Annotated in this window: 14 protein-coding genes and 1 pseudogene; 12 read left to right on the top strand and 3 right to left on the bottom strand. The window is 66.1% G+C overall.

Annotated features, from left to right (window positions below; translation table 11 throughout):
• Positions 1 to 62 precede the first annotated feature (62 nt).
• From CLM73_RS18180 to CLM73_RS18140, 9 genes are all read left to right on the top strand, one after another.
• Positions 63 to 3,293, top strand: coding sequence for an efflux RND transporter permease subunit (locus CLM73_RS18180; RefSeq protein WP_105239622.1), 3,231 nt, complete (start codon positions 63 to 65; stop codon positions 3,291 to 3,293).
• Positions 3,290 to 4,783 carry an efflux transporter outer membrane subunit gene (locus CLM73_RS18175; protein WP_105239621.1) on the top strand — a complete coding sequence of 498 codons (1,494 nt, stop codon included), beginning with the start codon at positions 3,290 to 3,292 and terminating at the stop codon, positions 4,781 to 4,783. The genes CLM73_RS18180 and CLM73_RS18175 overlap by 4 nt, the downstream gene beginning before the upstream one ends.
• Positions 4,780 to 5,520 carry a pyridoxine 5'-phosphate synthase gene (gene pdxJ / locus CLM73_RS18170; RefSeq protein WP_056563063.1) on the top strand — a complete coding sequence of 247 codons (741 nt, stop codon included), beginning with the start codon at positions 4,780 to 4,782 and terminating at the stop codon, positions 5,518 to 5,520. The genes CLM73_RS18175 and pdxJ overlap by 4 nt, the downstream gene beginning before the upstream one ends.
• Positions 5,521 to 5,558: 38 nt before the next feature.
• The gene (gene acpS, locus CLM73_RS18165) at positions 5,559 to 5,993 is read left to right on the top strand and encodes a holo-ACP synthase (protein ID WP_105239620.1); all 435 of its coding nucleotides are present in this window, start codon (positions 5,559 to 5,561) and stop codon (positions 5,991 to 5,993) included.
• A gap of 52 nt (positions 5,994 to 6,045) precedes the next feature.
• Positions 6,046 to 7,104 (top strand): beta-N-acetylhexosaminidase, encoded by a 1,059-nt coding sequence (gene nagZ, locus CLM73_RS18160; protein ID WP_105239619.1) that lies wholly within the window; start codon positions 6,046 to 6,048, stop codon positions 7,102 to 7,104.
• Positions 7,067 to 8,893, top strand: a complete 1,827-nt coding sequence (gene uvrC, locus CLM73_RS18155) for an excinuclease ABC subunit UvrC (RefSeq protein WP_105239618.1) — start codon at positions 7,067 to 7,069, stop codon at positions 8,891 to 8,893. Before nagZ ends, uvrC begins: the two co-directional genes overlap by 38 nt.
• A 281-nt stretch (positions 8,894 to 9,174) precedes the next feature.
• Positions 9,175 to 9,747 carry a CDP-diacylglycerol--glycerol-3-phosphate 3-phosphatidyltransferase gene (gene pgsA / locus CLM73_RS18150; RefSeq protein WP_105239617.1) on the top strand — a complete coding sequence of 191 codons (573 nt, stop codon included), beginning with the start codon at positions 9,175 to 9,177 and terminating at the stop codon, positions 9,745 to 9,747.
• Positions 9,748 to 9,993: 246 nt separating this feature from the next.
• Positions 9,994 to 11,298: an MFS transporter gene (locus CLM73_RS18145; RefSeq protein ID WP_105239616.1), complete on the top strand. Its 1,305-nt coding sequence runs from the start codon at positions 9,994 to 9,996 to the stop codon at positions 11,296 to 11,298.
• A gap of 164 nt (positions 11,299 to 11,462) precedes the next feature.
• Positions 11,463 to 12,464 (top strand): cytochrome-c peroxidase, encoded by a 1,002-nt coding sequence (locus CLM73_RS18140; protein ID WP_105239615.1) that lies wholly within the window; start codon positions 11,463 to 11,465, stop codon positions 12,462 to 12,464.
• A 104-nt stretch (positions 12,465 to 12,568) separates the two neighbouring features.
• On the opposite strand, the gene queF is transcribed toward CLM73_RS18140, so the two are convergent.
• Positions 12,569 to 13,393, bottom strand: coding sequence for an NADPH-dependent 7-cyano-7-deazaguanine reductase QueF (queF, locus tag CLM73_RS18135; RefSeq protein WP_105239614.1), 825 nt, complete (start codon positions 13,391 to 13,393; stop codon positions 12,569 to 12,571).
• Positions 13,394 to 13,715: 322 nt separating this feature from the next.
• Here queF and aceA point away from each other — a divergent pair, with 322 nt between their 5' ends.
• On the top strand, positions 13,716 to 15,035 hold the full coding sequence (aceA, locus tag CLM73_RS18130; RefSeq protein ID WP_056563042.1) for an isocitrate lyase: 1,320 nt from the start codon (positions 13,716 to 13,718) through the stop codon (positions 15,033 to 15,035).
• A 217-nt stretch (positions 15,036 to 15,252) separates the two neighbouring features.
• Positions 15,253 to 15,648, top strand: a complete 396-nt coding sequence (locus CLM73_RS18125; protein ID WP_105239613.1) for a DUF1398 domain-containing protein — start codon at positions 15,253 to 15,255, stop codon at positions 15,646 to 15,648.
• Positions 15,649 to 15,669: 21 nt separating this feature from the next.
• Here the strand turns inward: CLM73_RS18125 and CLM73_RS18120 are convergent, their stop codons facing one another.
• Positions 15,670 to 16,734: an NAD(P)-dependent alcohol dehydrogenase gene (locus CLM73_RS18120; protein WP_105239612.1), complete on the bottom strand. Its 1,065-nt coding sequence runs from the start codon at positions 16,732 to 16,734 to the stop codon at positions 15,670 to 15,672.
• A 106-nt stretch (positions 16,735 to 16,840) separates the two neighbouring features.
• Between CLM73_RS18120 and CLM73_RS18115 the strand changes: the two genes are divergently transcribed.
• Entirely contained in the window at positions 16,841 to 17,725 is an 885-nt protein-coding gene (locus CLM73_RS18115) for a LysR family transcriptional regulator (RefSeq protein WP_105239611.1), read from the top strand.
• Between the two features lie 28 nt (positions 17,726 to 17,753).
• Here CLM73_RS18115 and bioD read toward each other — a convergent pair.
• Positions 17,754 to 18,503, bottom strand: a pseudogene (gene bioD, locus CLM73_RS18110) (dethiobiotin synthase); the annotation flags it as partial.
• Positions 18,504 to 18,676 lie beyond the last annotated feature (173 nt).

Below are 18,676 nucleotides of genomic sequence, written 5' to 3'. Positions count from 1 at the left end.
GCACGCGGCGCAGCAAGCGCCGCGTTCCCCTTTGGTGAGCATCGCTTTCAGAGTCAGCCCACATGCCGCAATTTTTTATCGATCGACCAATCTTCGCCTGGGTAGTTGCCCTTTTCATTCTGCTGGCAGGGGTGTTGGCCATCCCGAACATGCCGGTCGCGCAGTACCCCGATGTGGCGCCGCCAGCCATCACGATCACGGCAACCTATCCGGGCGCGTCGGCCCCGGAAGTGGCCGAGTCGGTCACCAGCATCATCGAAGACCAGCTCAACGGCGCCAAGGGCCTGATCTATTACGAGTCCGTCAGCGATTCCTACGGCACCTCGACCATCACCGCCACGTTTGCGCCCGGCACCAATCCTGACCTGGCGCAGGTGGACGTGCAGAACCGCGTGTCCAACGTGATCGCCCAGCTGCCCGCCGCGGTGCAGCAGCAGGGCCTGCAGTACGAGCAGACCAGTACCGGCTTTCTGATGATCGTGACGCTGTCGTCCACCGACGGCACGCTGGACCAGACGGCCCTGGCCGACTACATCACCCGCAACGTGAAGAACCCGGTTTCCCGGGTGCCTGGCGTCGGCCAGTTCCAGCTCTTTGCCGCGCCGCGCGCGATGCGCATCTGGGTGGACCCGGCCAAGCTCGTGGGTTTCAACCTCAGCATGGCCGAGGTCAACAACGCCATCGCCAGCCAGAACGTGCTGATCTCCGGCGGCAGCATCGGCGCGCCGCCCAATCCCGATTCGCAGCGCATCACCGCCACGGTCACGGCCAACGGCCAGCTCAGCACGGTCGACGGCTTCGGCAGGATCGTCCTGCGCGCCAACACCGACGGCTCCAAGGTGCTGCTGCGCGACGTCGCCCGCATCGAGGTTGGCGCCGACAACTATCAGTTCGGCGCCCGCCTGAACGGCAAGCCGACGGCCGCTTTCGCCATCGTGCTGTCGCCCAACGCCAACGCGTTGGCCACGGCGCAAGGCGTGCGTGACCAGATGCAGGAGCTGTCCAAGTATTTCCCGGACAACATCCAGTACTCGGTGCCGTACGACACCGCGCCCTACGTCAAGGTCTCCATCGAGCAGGTGCTGCACACCCTGGCTGAAGCCATGGTGCTGGTGTTCCTGGTCATGTATCTGTTCCTGCAGAACGTGCGTTACACGCTGATCCCGGCACTGGTGGTCCCGGTGGCCATGTTGGGGGCGTTCGCGGTGATGCTGGCGCTCGGGTTCTCGATCAACGTGCTGACCATGTTTGCGATGGTGCTTGCCATCGGGATTCTGGTGGACGATGCCATCGTGGTCGTCGAAAACGTCGAGCGGATCATGGCGACCGAGGGCTTGCCGCCCAAGGAGGCCACCAAGAAAGCCATGCCGCAGATCAGCGGCGCCATCATCGGGATCACGCTGGTGCTGGTGACGGTGTTCCTGCCGCTGGCCTTCATGAGCGGGTCGGTGGGCGTGATCTACCGCCAGTTCTCGGTGGCCATGGCCGTGTCCATCTTCTTCTCGGCGCTGCTGGCGCTGACCTTCACGCCGGCGCTGTGCGCCACGATCCTCAAGCCCGTGGCCAAGGGCCACCACGAGGACAAGAAGGGGTTCTTCGGCTGGTTCAACCGCAAGTTCGACGCCACCACCCACGGCTACCAGAACTGGGTGTCGCGCATCCTGCACAAGGGCGGCCGGATGATGCTGGTGTTCCTGGTGCTGGTCCTCTTGCTGGGCTGGCTGTATCTGCGCCTGCCGTCGTCGTTCCTGCCTGAGGAAGACCAGGGCTATGTGGTCAGCAACATCGAACTGCCGACCGGCGCCAGCGCCAACCGCACCGTCGAGGTCATCGAGCAGGTCGAAAAGTACTTCCAGGGCATCCCGGCCGTCGAGAACGTCATCGCCGTGCAGGGTTACAGCTTCAACGGCAACGGCCTGAACGCCGCCATCGCGTTCACCACGCTCAAGGACTTCAAGGACCGCAAGGAACGCCAGGATTCCGCCGGCGCCATTGCTTTCACCGCCTTCGAAAAGCAGCTCATGGGCATCCATGACGCGCAGGTGTTCACGCTGGTGCCGCCGGCCATCTCGTCGCTAGGCAACGCCACGGGCTTTGACCTGCGGCTGCAGGATCGCGGCGCGGCCGGCACCGAGGCGCTGGCCGCGGCCACCGCCCAACTGATGGGCGAGGCCATGAAGAGCCCGGTGCTGTCGCAGGTCCGCATCACGGGCTTGTCGGCGGGCACGCAGCTCACCCTTAACATCGACCGCGACAAGGCGGCCGCGTTGGGCGTGGACTTCAATGAAGCCGCCTCGCTCATTTCCACGGCGGTCGGTTCGGCGTATCTCAGCAAGTTCCCCAACATGGGCCGGATGCAGAACATCTGGGTTCAGGCGGACGCGCCGTATCGCATGCAGCTGTCCGACGTGCTCAAGCTGAACGCGCGCAACGGGCAGGGCGGGATGGTGCCGCTGTCGACGTTCGTGTCGGCGGAATGGGTCCAGGGTCCGGTGCAGGTGGTGCGCTACAACAGCTACGAGTCGATGCGTATCGGCGGCAGCTCGGCGCCGGGCTACTCCACGGGCGAGGCCATGGACGAAATGCAGCGGCTGGTCGCCCAGTTGCCGCAGGGCTTCGGCTACGAGTGGACGGGCCTGTCCTACCAGGAATTGCAGGCCGGTAATCAAGCGCCCATCCTGATGGGCCTGTCGCTGCTGGTCGTGTTCCTGGTGCTGGCCGCGCTGTACGAAAGCTGGGCCATTCCGATCTCCGTCATGCTGGTGGTGCCGCTGGGCATGCTGGGCGCGGTGGCGCTGGTCAGCGTGCTGGGCATGTCCAACGACGTGTACTTCCAGGTGGGGATGGTGACCGTGATCGGCTTGGCGGCCAAGAACGCCATTCTGATCGTGGAATTCGCCAAGGATCAGTACGCCCGCGGCATGGGCCTGTACGAATCCGCGGTCGAGGCCGCCCGATTGCGCTTCCGCCCCATCCTGATGACGTCGCTGGCGTTCATCCTGGGCGTGATCCCGCTGGCGATGGCCACCGGCGCGGGCGCGGCCAGCCAGCGCGCGGTCGGCCTGGGCGTGCTGGGCGGCATGCTCGCCGCCACGCCGTTCGCCGTGATTTTCGTGCCGACGTTCTTCGTGGTGGTGCTGGGTCTCTTCAAGACCCGCCCGCGCCTGCTGGGCGCCGAAAAGCGTCTCTTCGAGGAAGAACAGGCGGCCAAGAAGGCGGAGGCCGAAAAGGCCGCCTTGCCGGCAACGCCGCAGCCCGCACAACCCACTGGTGGCCAGGAGGGCAAGGAATGAAAGCCCTGATGTTCAGACAGACCGCCTTGACCGCTTTTGTGGCGGTGGCGTTGGCCGGCTGCTCGCTGGCTCCCGAATACAAGCGTCCCGACGCGCCGGTCAGCCCCGCGTGGCCCGACCAGCCCAAGGTGCAGTACGGCGCGTACACGCGCGCCACCACGCTGGGCTCGCAGCCTGCCGCCGACGTGATGCCGCAAGCCGGCACGCCCGCGGCAGAGCTGGGCTGGCGCGAATTCTTCCGCGATCAACGCCTGCAGGCGCTGATCGAACTCTCGCTGGTCAACAACCGCGACCTGCGCGTTGCGGTCCAGCGCGTCGAAGAAGCCAGGGCGCAGTACGGCATCCAGCGCGGCGCGCAGTGGCCCAGCATCGGCGCCGGCATCCAGGGCCAGCGCCAGCATCTGCCGGCCAACATGCGGCCCGGCGGTCCCGATTCCAGCTCGATCAGCAGCTCTTACCAGGCCGGCATTGGCCTGACGACCTTCGAGATCGACCTGTTCGGCCGCCTGCGCAATCTATCTGAAGCCGCGTACCAGCAGTACCTGTCGACGGAGCAGGCGCAAAAATCCGTGCACATCACGCTGGTCGGTTCGGTCGCGCAGTCGTATTTCAACCTGCGCGCCGCCGAAGTCCAGCTTGAGCTGACGCAGCGCACGCTGGCCTCGCGCCAGGAATCCTATGACCTGGTCAAGCGCCGCTTCGATGGCGGCGTGGCGTCCGAACTGGATCTGAACCAGTCCAAATCGCTGCTGGACACGGCCTCCGCCGACCTGGCGCAACTGGCGCGCGCCCGGTCGCAAGCCATGAATGCGCTGGTGCTGGTGGTGGGCACGCCGCTGCCCGACACGCTGCCCCCGCCGGCCACGTTCGGCCGCGACCAGCTGCTGGCCACGGTGCCGTCCGGCCTGCCGTCCGACCTGCTTGAGCGCCGTCCCGACATCGCGGCCGCGGAAAACCAGCTGTTGTCCGCCAACGCCAACATCGGCGCGGCGCGCGCGGCGTTTTTCCCGACCATCTCGCTGACCGGCCTGCTGGGCGTGGCCAGTCCGTCGCTCGGCGATCTGTTCAAGGGCGGGCAGGGTTACTGGAGCTTCTCGCCGTCGATCACGACGCCGCTATTTGCCGGCGGCAGCATCCGCGAGGGACTGAGTCTGGCCAAGGCGCGCGACAATATCGCGGTCGCGCAGTACGAACAGACCATCCAGCAGGCGTTCCGCGAAGTGTCGGACGCGCTGGCGGGCGAGGCCACCTACGGGGCGCAGCTGGACGCCCAGCGCGCGCTGCACGATTCGTCGGCGCGGACGCTGGAGTTGTCGAATTTGCGTTATACCAACGGTATCGACAGCTACCTGCAGGTGCAGACCGCGCAGGTGGACTTTTTCAACGCCCAGCTGTCGCTCGTGCAAACCGGCCTGGCCGCGCTGATCAACCGCGTGGAGCTGTACAAGGCGCTGGGCGGCGGCTGGGAAGAAACAACGAAAGTGCAATGATAGAACTCGGTGTAAATATTGATCACGTCGCCACGCTGCGGCAGCAGCGCCACACGGTGTATCCCGACCCGATCGCCGCGGCGCTTCGCGCCGAAGATGCCGGCGCCGACCTGATCACGCTGCATCTGCGCGAAGACCGGCGTCACATTCAGGACGCCGACGTCTACGCGATCCGCCCGCAACTGCGCACCCGCATGAATCTGGAGTGCGCAGTCACGCCGGAAATGCTGGAGATCGCCTGCGCGGTCAAGCCCAGCGACGTCTGCCTGGTGCCCGAAAAGCGCACCGAGCTCACGACCGAAGGCGGGCTGGAAGTCGCCGGCGCCATGGGCCCGGTCTCCGACGCCGTGGCGCTGCTGGCCGAAGCCGGCATCCGCGTGTCGCTGTTCATCGATCCGGACCCGGTCCAGATCGCCGCCGCCGCCAAGGCTGGCGCGCCCGTCATCGAACTGCACACCGGCGCTTACGCCGAAGCCGAGGGCGAAGCCGCCCAGGCCGAGTTGCAACGCATCCGCCTGGCCGTGGCCGAAGGGCTGCGCCACGGGCTACGCGTGAACGCCGGCCATGGCCTGCACTATGGCAACGTCAAGCCGGTGGCCGCGCTGGACGGCATTTCCGAACTCAACATCGGCCACGCCATCGTCGCGCAATCGATCTTCGACGGCTGGGAAAAGGCCGTGCGCGACATGAAGGCGCTGATGGTGCAGGCGCGCCTGCACGCGCTGCGCGGGCTTTGAACGCGGGCCGATGACGCGTTTTGACCGCTAGCCAGGCGATGCCGATGTCCGACTCTTCTTCCGCCACGCCCGCCGGCGCCATTGCCGGCATCGGCATGGACCTTCTGCGCATCGACCGCATCGAACGTGCGCTCGCCCGTCACGGCGACCGGTTTGCCGAAAAGATCCTCGGTCCCGAGGAACTCCTGAAATTCCACGCCCGCCGCGCACGCGACCCGGTCCGCGGGCTGCGCTTTCTGGCCACCCGCTTTGCCGCCAAGGAAGCCTTTTCCAAGGCCATCGGGCTGGGCATGCGCATGCCGATGACCTGGCGGCGCGTGCAGACACTTAACGCGCCGGGCGGCCGCCCGGTGCTGGTGATCGCGCCCGAACTGCTGGGCTGGTACGCTGACCGGTTCGGCGCGGCCCACGTTTCCATTACCGATGAATCCGACATGGCCGCCGCATATGTGGTGGTCGAGCGCAAGCCCTGAGATCGGGGCCATCCCCGCCGGCTTGCCGCACCTAGCTACAAGGACAGCCTCCATGGCCAAGAAAAAATCCAAGGCGGTCCTGCCCCCCGGCCCCGTGATGGTCGATGTGGCGGGATACACGCTCACGAAGGCGGAAAAGAAGCGCCTGCGCCACCCCCTGGTGGGCGGCGTCATTCTTTTTGCCCGCAATTTTGAAAACCGCGCCCAGCTCACCGCGCTGACGCGCCAGATCCACAAGGCCCGTAAGGAGCCGCTGCTGATCCTGGTGGATCACGAAGGCGGCCGCGTGCAGCGCTTCCGCGACGACGGCTTCACGCCCTTGCCCCCGATGCGCGCGCTGGGCGAACTGTGGGACAGCGACCCGTTGCAGGCGATGCGTCTGGCCACCGAGGCCGGCTACGTCCTGGCCGCCGAGCTGCGCGCCTGCGGCGTGGACATGAGCTTCACGCCCGTGCTGGACCTGGATTACGGCGTCAGCAAGGTGATCGGCAACCGTGCCTTCCACCACGATCCTCGCGTGGTGACGATGCTGTCGCGCGCGCTGGTGCAGGGCCTGTCCCTGGCCGGCATGTCGTCGTGCGGCAAGCATTTCCCCGGTCACGGCTACGTGGGCGCCGATTCGCACCACGAGATCCCCGTCGATCCGCGCACGCTGGACGAGATCCTGAAGGACGACGCCGCGCCCTACGCCTGGCTGGGCGACGCCGTGCTGCCGTCCGTCATGCCCGCGCACGTCATCTACCCCAAGGTGGACAAGCATCCGGCCGGCTTTTCCAAGCGCTGGGTGCAGGGCATCCTGCGCAAGCGCCTGGGCTACGATGGCGTCGTGTTCTCGGACGACCTGACCATGGAAGGCGCCTCGGTCGCAGGCGACATCCTGGACCGCGCCAACGCCGCGCTGCGTGCCGGCTGCGACATGGTGCTGGTGTGCAACCGTCCGGACCTGGCCGACGATCTGCTGGCGCGCCTGCAGTTCGACCATGCGCCCGAGTCCGTGGCGCGCATCCGGCGCCTGATGCCGCGTTTCGATGCGCCCGATTGGGACACCCTGCAAGCCGAAAGCCGTTACCAGAATGCCCGACGACTTCAATCTCAAATCGTTCCTGTCTGACCTGCCGCATCTGCCGGGCGTCTACCGGCACCTGGATGCGGCGGGCGAGGTCATGTATGTCGGCAAGGCGCGCGACCTGAAGAAGCGCGTCTCGTCGTATTTCCAGAAGACGCTGTCCAGCCCGCGCATCGCCCAGATGGTGGCGAAGGTGGCGCGGCTTGAGGTCACGGTGACGCGCTCCGAAGCCGAAGCGCTGATCCTGGAAAACAACCTCATCAAGAGCCTGAAGCCGCGCTACAACATCCTGTTCCGCGACGACAAGTCCTATCCGTACCTGCACATCACCGGGCATGACTGGCCGCGCATCGCGTATTACCGCGGCGCCACCAACAAGCGCGGACAGTTCTTCGGCCCGTTCCCCAACGCCTGGGCGGTGCGCGAAACCATCCAGATCCTGCAGAAGGTGTTTCGCCTGCGCACGTGCGAGGACAGCGTCTTCGCCAACCGCTCGCGTCCCTGTCTGCTGCATCAGATCGGGCGCTGCTCGGCGCCGTGCGTGGGCGCGATCGAAGCGGCCGAATACGAGCGCGACGTGCATCGCGCCGTGCGCTTTCTGAACGGCGAGGCCAAGGACGTCATGGGTGAGATCGAGGCCCGCATGCTGCAGGCCTCCATGGAACTGCGCTTCGAGGAAGCCGCGGCGCTGCGCGACCAGATGGGCTCGCTGGCGCGCGTGCTGCATCAGCAGACCATGGAAAACGTCAGCGGCGAGGACACCGACATCATTGCGGTGGCGATTGCCGGCGGCAAGGTCTGCGTCAACCTGGCCATGGTGCGAGGCGGCCGCCATCTGGGCGACAAGCCGTTCTTTCCGTCGCACGCCGAGGGCGAGGCCGCGCCGCAGGTGCTGGAAGCCTTCGTGGCCCAGCATTACACCGACAACGCGATGCCGCCGATCCTGGTCTGTTCCCACACCTTGCCCGATCCCGAGCTGATCGCGCTGCTGGTGGAGCAATCCGGCGGCCGGCCGTCGCGCGTGCTGACGCGTCCGCAGGGCACGCGCCGATCCTGGCTGGAGCAGGCCGCCAAGAACGCCGAGATGGCGCTCGCCCGCGCGCTGACCGAATCCGGCGCCCGCGCCGCCCGCACGCTGGCGCTGGCCGAAGCCCTGGACCTGGACACCGACGAAGCCGCGCTGGACGCCCTGCGCATCGAGTGCTTCGACATCAGTCACACGGCCGGCGAAGCCACCCAGGCCTCCTGTGTGGTGTTCGAACACCACGACATGCAGCCCTCGCTGTACCGCCGCTACAACATCGCCGGCATCACGCCCGGCGACGACTACGCCGCGATGCGCCAGGTGCTGACGCGCCGCTTTGCCAAGGTCGCCGACGGCGACGCGCAGATGCCCGGCCTCGTCCTCATCGACGGCGGCAAGGGCCAGGTCGAGGTCGCGCGCAAGGTCTTCGCGGAACTGGGCCTGGATATCCAGACCCTGGTCGGCGTGGCCAAGGGGGAAGGGCGCAAGGTCGGCCTGGAAACCCTGGTCTTCGCAGACGGCCGCCCGCCCGTCGCGCTGGGCGGCGAATCCGCCGCGCTGATGCTGATCGCCCAGGTCCGCGACGAGGCCCACCGCTTCGCCATCACCGGGATGCGCGCCCGCCGCGCCAAGACGCGCAACGTCTCGCGCCTGGAAGAAATCGAAGGCGTAGGCGCCCGCCGCCGCCAACGCCTCCTGGCCCGCTTCGGCGGCTTCTCCGGCGTCGCCCGCGCCAGCATCGAGGATCTGGCGTCGGTGGACGGTATCTCGCAGGACCTGGCAATCCGCATCTACGAGGCGCTGCGCTGAAGCCCCGGAATCGCCCAGATGTCACGAACTTGTGTCACCCTCGCCGCCGACCACCGAGACGCTAGAACTTGCAGCCTCGCCGATAAGCTCGACGACGAGTTAGAGCGAACGCTCCAATTCAAGCCCAATTCATCAACCCGCCCCCAAATTTCCACCACCCGCTCCCACGAGCAATCCGGGCCGCGCGGATCCGGCTCCGCCGGTCCGCAGAGGCGCCCCCTTGAGGGGGAAGCGCCGAAGGCGCCTCGGGGGTGGGCTCTAGCTGTTAGGATACGGACACTATGCCAATTAACGTTCCCATAATTCTGACGTGGCTGCGAATCGCCATGATCCCGCTGGTGGTCGGGCTGTTCTACCTGCCCGAAAGCTGGATGTCTGTTCCCATGCGCGACACGCTGGCGGCATGGGCATTCATCATTGCCGCGCTGACCGACTGGTTTGACGGCTGGCTCGCCCGGCGCTGGAACCAGACATCGGCATTTGGCGCCTTCCTGGACCCCGTCGCCGACAAGCTGATGGTCTGCGCCGCGCTCATCGTGCTGCTGGACCTGAGCCGTGTCGACGCCTTCATTTCCCTCATCATCATCGGCCGCGAAATCACGATTTCCGCGCTGCGCGAATGGATGGCCAAGATCGGCGCCAGCGCCAGCGTGGCCGTGCACCGCTTGGGCAAGTTCAAGACCGCCGCCCAGATGATCGCGATTCCGTGCCTGCTGTATAACCAGGCGATCTACGGCATCAACACCAAGCTGCTGGGTGACATCCTGATCATCGTGGCCGCGGTGCTGACGGTCTGGTCGATGCTGTATTACCTGCAGCGCGCCTGGCCCGCGATCCGCGAAAAGGCCATGTGACCGATTTCCCGGGCCGGCTGCGCAACAGCCGGCCCGGTGCAGTTGCAATACCGCACGGCGGCCCGGCTCGCGCAAGACGGCCGCCGTGTCACTTCAAGAGCGATACGCCGGCTCGATCCGGCACGGCCCGCCCGCCGCAATCGCCATGAATTCGACGCCCGGACGCAAGTCCGCGCGCCGCCGGAGACAACCCGCGATCCGCCCCAAAGCGGCCCGCAACCTGCCGCCCTTGCGCGGCCTTGTGCAATGAACACCGCTACCGCCGCCACCCCCTTGCTCTCGGACGCCGACGTACGCCGGCGCGACTGGAAAATCATCCTGCTCATCGGCGTGGCGCATGCCTCGTCCCATTTCTTCCAGCTTGTCCTGCCGTCGCTCTACGGCGCGCTGGGCCTGGAGTTCGGGCTGGACTTCGCGCGGCTGGGCTTGCTCGTGTCCACCTTCTACGTGGTGTCCGGCATAGGCCAGGCCTCGTCGGGCTTCGTGGTGGACCGCATCGGCGCGCGCCCCGTGCTGTGGTTCGGGCTGGCCTGCTTCGTGCTGTCGGGCGTGCTGATCGGCTCGGCGACCGGCTACGTCATGCTGATGGCCGCGGCGGTCGTGGGCGGCATCGGCAACTCGGTCTTCCACCCGGCGGACTATTCCATCATCAATCACCGCATCACCGCGCCGCGGCTGGGCCACGCGTTCTCGGCGCACGGGCTGACCGGAAACCTGGGCTGGGCGCTGACGCCCGTGTTCATCACCACGATCACGCTGCTCGCCAATTGGCGCGTGGCGGCATACAGCGCCGCCGGCCTTGTGGCGCTGGTGCTGCTGATGACGGTGTTGGGCCGAGACCTGCTGGGCGGCCCGTCGCCCGTGGACGCCGGCGACGCCAAGGATGCCGGCAATGCGCCCAAACCCGCCGCCAAGCCGCAGGAAGGCGTGCTGGCGACGCTGTCCGCGCTGCTGGCCAAGCCCGCGCTGTGGGGCGCGTTCCTGTTCTTTGCCTGCACGTCGATTGCGCTGTCGTCGGTGCAGAACTACACGATTCCGCTGCTGGGTCAGCTGTACGACCTGTCCAAGGTCACGGCCAGCTCGGCGTTGTCCGGCTACATGGTCGCCTCGGCCGTGGGCATGGCGGCGGGTGGCTTCCTGGTGTCGGCCAATCCGCGCACCGAACGCACCGTCATGGTGGCGCTCATCCTGGCCGGCCTGACGCTGGTCGTGCTGGCGCTGGGTCTCGTGCCGGCCGTGCTGGCCGCGCCCGTAGTGGGCCTGGCGGGCTTCTGCTCGGGCGTGGCCGCGCCGTCGCGCGACATGCTGATCCGCCGCGTGACGCCCAAGGGCTCCACCGGGTCGGTCTACGGCCTGGTGTATTCCGGCATGGACGTCGGCTCGGCCCTGGGGCCGCTGGCCTTCGGCCTGCTGCTGGACGCTGGTCTGCGGCAGGGCCCGTGGGTGGGCGCGGGCGTGGCGTTTGCCGTGGCCGCGTTTCTGGCCCAGTGGATCGCGGTGCAGGCGCGCCGCGCCGAACCGCCGGCCGCGGTGGCCGCCGCGCGTCCCTGACTATTTGACCGTCCCGGACGGCGCCAACACCACGTTGCGCGCCGTCAAGATTCCCTTTCAAGCCAGGGCGGCGCTCCGCCCAGCTTGACGCCTCGCAAGGTTGCGGCATGGCTTCATCGCTGTAATAACCATGTAGCCGCACTGGTTATTCACAGGAGAAGCAAATGAGAAAGAAAACAACGTTGCTGGCCGCGGGGCTGGTACTCGGACTGTGGGCAGGACAGGTCTGGAGCGCGTCGCAAGAACCCATCCAGCCCATCGAACCGGCCGTCATCAAGGAGCCGGCCAAGGTCGAACTCGGCAAGAAGCTCTTCTTCGATCCCCGTCTGTCGCGCTCCGGCGCAATCTCCTGTAATTCGTGCCACAACCTTGCCATGGGCGGCTCGGACAACCTGAAGGCCTCCATCGGCCACAAGTGGCAGCAGGGCGGTATCAACTCGCCGACGGTGCTCAATTCCAGCCTGAACATCGCCCAATTCTGGGACGGCCGTGCCAAGGACTTGCGCGAACAGGCGGGAGGCCCGATCGAAAATCCGATGGAAATGGCCTCCACGCACGAGCTGGCGGTGCAGGTGCTCAATTCCATCCCGGGTTACCGCGCCGAATTCAAGCAGGTCTTCGGCAAGGACACGATCACCATCGGCGAAGTCACCAGCGCGCTGGCCGCGTTTGAGGAAACGCTGGTCACGCCGAACTCGCGCTTCGACCAATGGCTCAAGGGCGACAAGAAGGCATTGACCGTGCGCGAGCTGGCCGGGTACGACCTCTTCAAGAACAGCGGCTGCGTCGCCTGCCACAACGGCGTGGCGGTGGGCGGCAACTCGTTCCAGAAGATGGGTCTCGTCACACCCTACGTCACCGAGAACAAGGCCGAAGGCCGCGCTGCGGTCACGGGCAAGGACGCGGACCGCTTCAACTTCAAGGTGCCCACGCTGCGCAATGTGGCGCTGACCTATCCGTACTTCCATGACGGCGAAGCGGCCACGCTGACGCAGGCCGTCGACGTGATGGGCCGCCTGCAGCTGGGCCGCACGTTCACGCCCGAGGAAAACGGCCAGATCGTTGCGTTCCTGAAGACGCTGACGGGCGACCAGCCGGTCATCCAGTACCCCTTCCTGCCCCCGTCCGAAGACGACACGCCGCGGCCCGAGCCCTTCGTGAAGTGATGCGAAAACGGTGAAGCCAACGCGGTAAAGCAAAACGGCCGTCCGGAGGGGCGGCCGTCGCGATAAGCCCCGCTAATGCGGGGCTTATCCAAGGGGCGTGCCTATTACTGGCGGACGGTACGCACGTCCGCCGGCGGCGCCGTTTCAAAATTGCTGCGCCACGGATTGATGTCCAGCCCGCCGCGACGCGTATACCGCGCGTACACCGTCAACTGCTCCGGGCCGCAGGCCTGCATGATGTCGCTGAAAATCCGCTCCACGCAGTGCTCGTGGAATTCCGCGTGCTGGCGGAACGACACCACATACCGCAGCAGGGATTCGCGGTCGATCGGCTTGCCCCGGTAGCGGATCTGCACCGTGGCCCAATCGGGCTGGCCCGTCACCGGGCAGTTCGACTTCAACAGGCGCGACGCCAGCGTTTCCTCGACCACCTCGCCCGCACGGGTGCGCAGCAGCTCGGGCGCGGGCTCGTACGTGTCGATCTCGATATCCAGCTTGTCTATATAGATGCCGTCCAGCTCGCCCATCTGCAGCTCGGAAAACCGCTGCGGCAGGAAGAAGTCCAGGCCGACCGGCGCGCCCGCGGCGGCGCTCAGGTCGCGTTCCAACCGGCCGCGCAGCGCCGCCGAATTGACCAGGCGGGTCTGGTTGAAGGAATTCAGGTACAGCTTGAACGACTTGGACTCGATGATGTTGGGGCTGTCCGCCGGCACCGAAAACGTCGCCATCGCCACCCGCGGCTTGCCCTTGGCATCCAGCCACGACAGCTCATAGGCGTTCCACAGGTCCACGCCCGTGAAGGGCAGGCTGCCGGCAGTCAGATTGAGCGCCGCCCGGTTGTGCGAGCGCGCAATGGGAAACAGCAGCGAGGGATCGTATTGCGAGGCGTAGGCCACGCTCTGCCCAAGCGGGCCGTGAGACAGGGTCATAGCAGAGACAAATAAAACGGGGGGATGCGGCATTGTAGGCGCTTGGAAAAACGGCTGATTTTCCGCAATGTGAAACGTAACTCTCGGCATGTGAAAGTCCGTGCTGCGCAGCAGCGGGGCGGCATTTCACAAACGACAATGGCGTTTCACTATACAAAATAACACTCATAAGTTATTGATTTTCATAGCTAAGATTTTTCGTCTTGTATAAGACCCGGCTTCACATTGCTCCGCAGCACAGGCATAGACTTTCTCCCATCGATTCACGCAACGCCAGACGCGAATCTTTTGAAGTCTCTTATCACTGACCAGGAGCATCACAATGAGCAATCGCGAAACCGAAATCCGCAACCTCCAGAAAGATTGGGCCGAAAACAACCGCTGGCAGGGCATCAAGCGCGACTACAGCGCCGAGGACGTCATCCGCCTGCGTGGCTCGATCAGTGTCGAACACACGCTTGCCCACCGCGGCGCCACGCGCCTCTGGGAACTCCTGCACAGCGAGCCGTTCGTCAATTCGCTGGGCGCCCTGACCGGCAACCAGGCCATGCAGCAGGTCAAGGCTGGCCTGAAGGCCATCTACCTGTCGGGCTGGCAGGTCGCCGGCGACGCCAACCTGGCCGGCGAAATGTATCCCGACCAGTCGCTCTATCCCGCCAACTCCGTGCCGCAGGTGGTTCGCCGCATCAACAATTCGTTGACGCGCTGCGACCAGATCCAGTGGATGGAAGGCAAGAACCCCGGCGACGAAGGCTATATCGACTTCTTCGCGCCCATCGTGGCGGACGCCGAGGCCGGTTTCGGCGGCGTGCTCAACGCCTATGAACTGATGAAGGCCATGATCGAGGCCGGCGCGTCGGGCGTCCACTTCGAAGACCAGCTCGCTTCCGTGAAGAAGTGCGGCCACATGGGCGGCAAGGTGCTGGTGCCCACCCGTGAAGCCGTGGCCAAGCTGGTCTCGGCCCGCCTCGCCGCCGACACGATGGGCACGCCCACGCTGCTGCTGGCCCGCACCGACGCCGACGCCGCCGACCTGGTGACCAGCGACGTCGACGAAAACGACCGTCCCTTCATCACGGGCGACCGCACGGTGGAAGGCTTCTTCCGCACCCGCGCCGGCATCGATCAGGCCATTTCCCGCGGCCTGGCCTACGCGCCGTATGCCGACTTGATCTGGTGCGAAACGTCCACGCCCAACCTGGAATACGCCCGCAAGTTCGCGGACGCCATCCATCGCCAGTTCCCGGGCAAGCTGCTGGCCTACAACTGCTCGCCGTCCTTCAACTGGAAGAAGAACCTGGACGACGGCACCATCGCCAAGTTCCAGCGCGAACTGGGCGCCATGGGCTACAAGTTCCAGTTCATCACGCTGGCCGGCTTCCACGCACTGAACTACGGCATGTTCGAGCTGGCCCACGGCTACGCCCGCCGCCAGATGAGCGCCTTCGTGGAACTGCAGCAGAAGGAATTCGCCGCCGCCGAAATGGGCTTTACCGCCGTGAAGCACCAGCGCGAAGTGGGCACGGGCTACTTCGACGCCGTGACGCAGACGATCGAGGGCGGCAAGTCGTCCACGACCGCGCTGACCGGCTCGACCGAAGAAGCGCAGTTCGAACACGGCAAGACGCAGAAGGCGGCATAACGCGGCTGTGTCGGCCGGCGGTGTCCGGTCCCCGCAAGGGGGCTGGGCACCGCATGCAGGTGTGTAGTTGCAGGTGCTGTTGTAGGGTGGATTCAAGGGTGCCTGCGGGCACCCTCTTTTTTTGGTTCACGACGACGCTATTACCGCAGTACGCTGGACGGTGCGAAGGCCAGGGTGCCCGAACGGTCTTCTCCTTTTTCATCGTCAGGAGCCATCCATGAACGCGTCCATGCACGCCATCATCCGTGAAACCGCAGAGGCATCCGCACAAGGCCGCATCCACTTCGGCCAAGTCGTCGGTCAACTGGCCGACGCAGGCGTCGAATCCTATGTGGTCGACTTCCGGGCTCGCCGTACCGCCTACTACCTGCCTGATGACCAGACGCTGGACATCCCGCTGGATACCCCAGATGTCGCCATCGCCAACGACTTCGATGCGGCCGCACTGCAAGCCGCGATTCGCGGCGCGCAGCGGGGCGAGGTGATGTACCCGGAATTCAAACGCTTAAGTTGCGCGGCGGGTTGCGTCGGCTACGCGGTGTGGATCGCTGGCCGGCACGTTACGTATTTCGGCCGCCGCGGCGAAGCCCATGACGAGAAGTTTCCCGACTGAACCCGGGCCGCCCTGGCAGGCCTATGCGGCGGCGCGCGCTTCCTTCAGCGACGCCATGTCGATCACGAAGCGATACTTCACATCGTTCTTCAACAGCCGCTCGTAGGCATCGTTGACGGCCTGGATCGGCACCATCTCGACATCGCTGACGATGTTGTGTTCGGCGCAGAAATCCATCATCTCCTGGGTTTCTTCCATGCCGCCGATTGCCGAGCCCGCCAGGGACTTGCGGCCCATGATGAGGTTGGCGCCGGGAATCGGATCCAGCGGCGTCAGCGCGCCCACCAGCGCCATGGTGCCGTCCAGCGCCAGCAGCGCCATGTACGGATTGACGTCATGGCTGACAGGCACGGTGTTCAGCAGGAAGTCGAAGGTGCCGGCGTGCGCCGCCATGGCGTCGGCATCGCGCGAGACCAGCACGTCGTCCGCGCCCAGGCGCTTGGCGTCGCGCGCCTTGTCGGCAGAAGTCGTGATCATCACCACGTGCGCACCCATCGCGTGCGCGAACTTCACGCCCATGTGGCCCAGGCCGCCCAGACCGATGACGCCCACCTTCTTGCCCGGGCCGACCTTCCAGTGGCGCAGCGGGGAATAGGTGGTGATGCCGGCGCACAGCAGCGGCGCGACCGCCTTCAGATCGAGCTTGTCGGACACCTTTACGACAAAATGCTCACGCACCACGATGCGATCGGAGTAGCCGCCAAACGTCAGCTGGTCGCTGCCGCGCTCCTTGTCGTTGTAGGTCAGCGTGGCGTTCTCTTCGCAATACTGTTCCAGGTTCAGCTGGCACGCCTTGCAGTGGCGGCAGGAATCGACCATGCAGCCCACGCCGGCGTAATCGCCCACCTTGAACTTCGACACGTTCTTGCCCACCTGCGCGACGCGGCCGATGATCTCGTGGCCGGGCACCATCGGGTACATGGAATTGCCCCAGTCGCCGCGTGCCTGATGCAGATCGGAGTGGCAGATGCCGCTATACAGAATGTCGATCAGCACATCGTCATCGCCAGGTTCGCGGCGGGTGAAGCTGAAGGGGACGAGCGGGGTGTCGGCGCTGTGCGCGGCGTAGCCTTGGGCTTGGATCATGACGGCCTCTTGGGGTATTTGTTGAGCAGGCGTTCACAATATGCCTGGCAGGGAGCCCATTCAAGCTAGAATTTCGGCATGATTTATTGAATGAATTTGCATAATCATGCCGCTCGACAACCTGTCCCATCTTGCCGCGTTCTCAGCGGTGGCCCGCCTGGGAAGTTTCCGCAAGGCGGGCGAAGAGCTCAGCCTGTCCACGTCGGCGGTCAGCTACGCGATCCGCAAACTGGAAGAGCGGCTGGGCGTGAATCTCTTTAACCGCACGACGCGCAGCGTGGCCCTGACCGACGCGGGCCAGCGCCTGGCCGAGCGCCTGCAGCCGGTGCTGCACGGGCTGGACGACGCGCTGGACGAAATGAACCACTTTCGCGGCTCGGCCGCCGGCACGCTGCGCATCAACACGTCGCGCGCGGCCTCGTACCTGCTCCTGATGCCGATGGCGGGACGGTTCCTGGCCGCCTATCCGGACATCCGGCTGGAGATCGGCGAGGACGACAGCTTCGTCGACATCGTGAAATCCGGCTTCGACGCGGGCGTGCGGCTGATCGATGCCGTGCCCGAAGACATGGTGGCGGTGCCGATCGGCCCGGCGCTGCGCTCCGTGGTGGTGGCCTCGCCGGAGTATCTGCGGGACCGCGAGGCGCCACGGCATCCGGCTGACTTGATGAGGCACGAGTGCGTGCGCTACCGCTTTCCCAGCGGCCGGTACTTCAAGTGGGAATTCAAACGGGACGGCGAGGCGCTGGAGTTGGACGTGCCCGGGCGCCTGGCCCTGAGCGACGTGCATGCCGAGGTGCGGGCGGCCACCGACGGCATCGGCATCGGCTACGTGCCGGAAAACTACGTCGCCGGACTGTTGGCGTCCGGCAGGCTGGTCCGGCTGTTGGACGACTGGTGTCCCACGATCCCCGGATTCATGCTGTATTACCCCCGGCAGCGCCGCGTGTCATCGGCGCTGCGGGCGTTCATCGACATGGCGCGCCAGTGACACACCGAGCGCGAACCCGCCGGCCCGGCTAGCCGGCTTCGGCCTCGGCGCCGTACAGCGCCGCCAGGCACTCGGCCAGCGGCGCGATGCCCTTGGCCAGTTCGTCGACGGCCGCGGCGTCCACGCGCGGCAGCGGCGGGATTTCGGCCAGCACGCGCACGCCGCCAAAGCGCTCGATGGCTTCCTTGTTGCCCGCGGACGGCGGGCCGCTCATCACCACGCCCAGCACCGGAATGCCGCGCCGCTGCAATGCCGTGAGGCTCAGCAAGGTGTGATTGATGGTGCCCAGCCCGCTGCGCGCCGCCAGCACCACGGGCATGTCCAGGCGCGCGATCAGGTCGATCATCATGTGCGTGTCGTCGATCGGCACGTACAGGCCGCCGGCGCCTTCCACGATCAGCGGCGCGCGCGTCGGGGGCGGCACGATGCTGGTGGCGTCGACCACCGTGTCTTCCAGCGTGGCGGCGGCCCACGGCGACAGCGGCGCCTGCAGCACGTAGGCGGGCAGGTGCAGGCGTTGGGGCGGCAACTGCGCCAGCTGGGCCACGGTGTCGGTGTCGCCGGGCTCGTCGGCCACGCCGGTCTGCACGGGTTTCCAATAGTCCGCATTCCAGGCGCGGGCCAGGATTGCCGACACCAGCGTCTTGCCGATACCGGTGTCGGTGCCGGTCACGAAAACCCCGATGGGGCGCCGCGTCGATGTCTTCTGCATACCGCAAGCCAGGTGAATGGTCACCATGGCCCCATGTTGGTCGAGCGCGGCCGGACAGCGCCGGAACCTGCGGACGCGCCGCGGGCGTAGGGATGGCGGGCTGCGGCAGGGTGATGGACAGCTGCGGCGGCCAGAGCACTGTTTTATCAGTTGCCCCGTCGGCGCGCCACCCGTCACATAGATCAGTGCCGGTGGATGGGCGGCCGGCATGATGGGGAGGCGGGGAGGCGGCGGGGCGT

Origin of the sequence: Achromobacter spanius, assembly GCF_002966795.1 — a bacterium.
In the GTDB taxonomy this organism is placed as follows: Bacteria; Pseudomonadota; Gammaproteobacteria; order Burkholderiales; family Burkholderiaceae_B; genus Achromobacter; species Achromobacter spanius_D.
Note: the sequence above shows the minus strand (reverse complement) of the source record. Positions and strands in the feature narration are given on the sequence as shown.

Bases quoted from the DNA above. Each gene is read 5' to 3' on its own strand.
- acpS (WP_105239620.1), top strand. From the start codon at position 5,559: ATGCCGATGTCCGACTCTTCTTCCGCCACGCCCGCCGGCGCCATTGCC.
- queF (WP_105239614.1), bottom strand. From the start codon at position 13,393: ATGACCCTGTCTCACGGCCCGCTTGGGCAGAGCGTGGCCTACGCCTCG.
- aceA (WP_056563042.1), top strand. From the start codon at position 13,716: ATGAGCAATCGCGAAACCGAAATCCGCAACCTCCAGAAAGATTGGGCC.
- CLM73_RS18140 (WP_105239615.1), top strand. From the start codon at position 11,463: ATGAGAAAGAAAACAACGTTGCTGGCCGCGGGGCTGGTACTCGGACTG.
- CLM73_RS18120 (WP_105239612.1), bottom strand. From the start codon at position 16,734: ATGATCCAAGCCCAAGGCTACGCCGCGCACAGCGCCGACACCCCGCTC.
- CLM73_RS18175 (WP_105239621.1), top strand. From the start codon at position 3,290: ATGAAAGCCCTGATGTTCAGACAGACCGCCTTGACCGCTTTTGTGGCG.
- pdxJ (WP_056563063.1), top strand. From the start codon at position 4,780: ATGATAGAACTCGGTGTAAATATTGATCACGTCGCCACGCTGCGGCAG.
- CLM73_RS18180 (WP_105239622.1), top strand. From the start codon at position 63: ATGCCGCAATTTTTTATCGATCGACCAATCTTCGCCTGGGTAGTTGCC.
- CLM73_RS18145 (WP_105239616.1), top strand. From the start codon at position 9,994: ATGAACACCGCTACCGCCGCCACCCCCTTGCTCTCGGACGCCGACGTA.
- uvrC (WP_105239618.1), top strand. From the start codon at position 7,067: ATGCCCGACGACTTCAATCTCAAATCGTTCCTGTCTGACCTGCCGCAT.
- CLM73_RS18125 (WP_105239613.1), top strand. From the start codon at position 15,253: ATGAACGCGTCCATGCACGCCATCATCCGTGAAACCGCAGAGGCATCC.
- pgsA (WP_105239617.1), top strand. From the start codon at position 9,175: ATGCCAATTAACGTTCCCATAATTCTGACGTGGCTGCGAATCGCCATG.
- CLM73_RS18115 (WP_105239611.1), top strand. From the start codon at position 16,841: ATGCCGCTCGACAACCTGTCCCATCTTGCCGCGTTCTCAGCGGTGGCC.
- nagZ (WP_105239619.1), top strand. From the start codon at position 6,046: ATGGCCAAGAAAAAATCCAAGGCGGTCCTGCCCCCCGGCCCCGTGATG.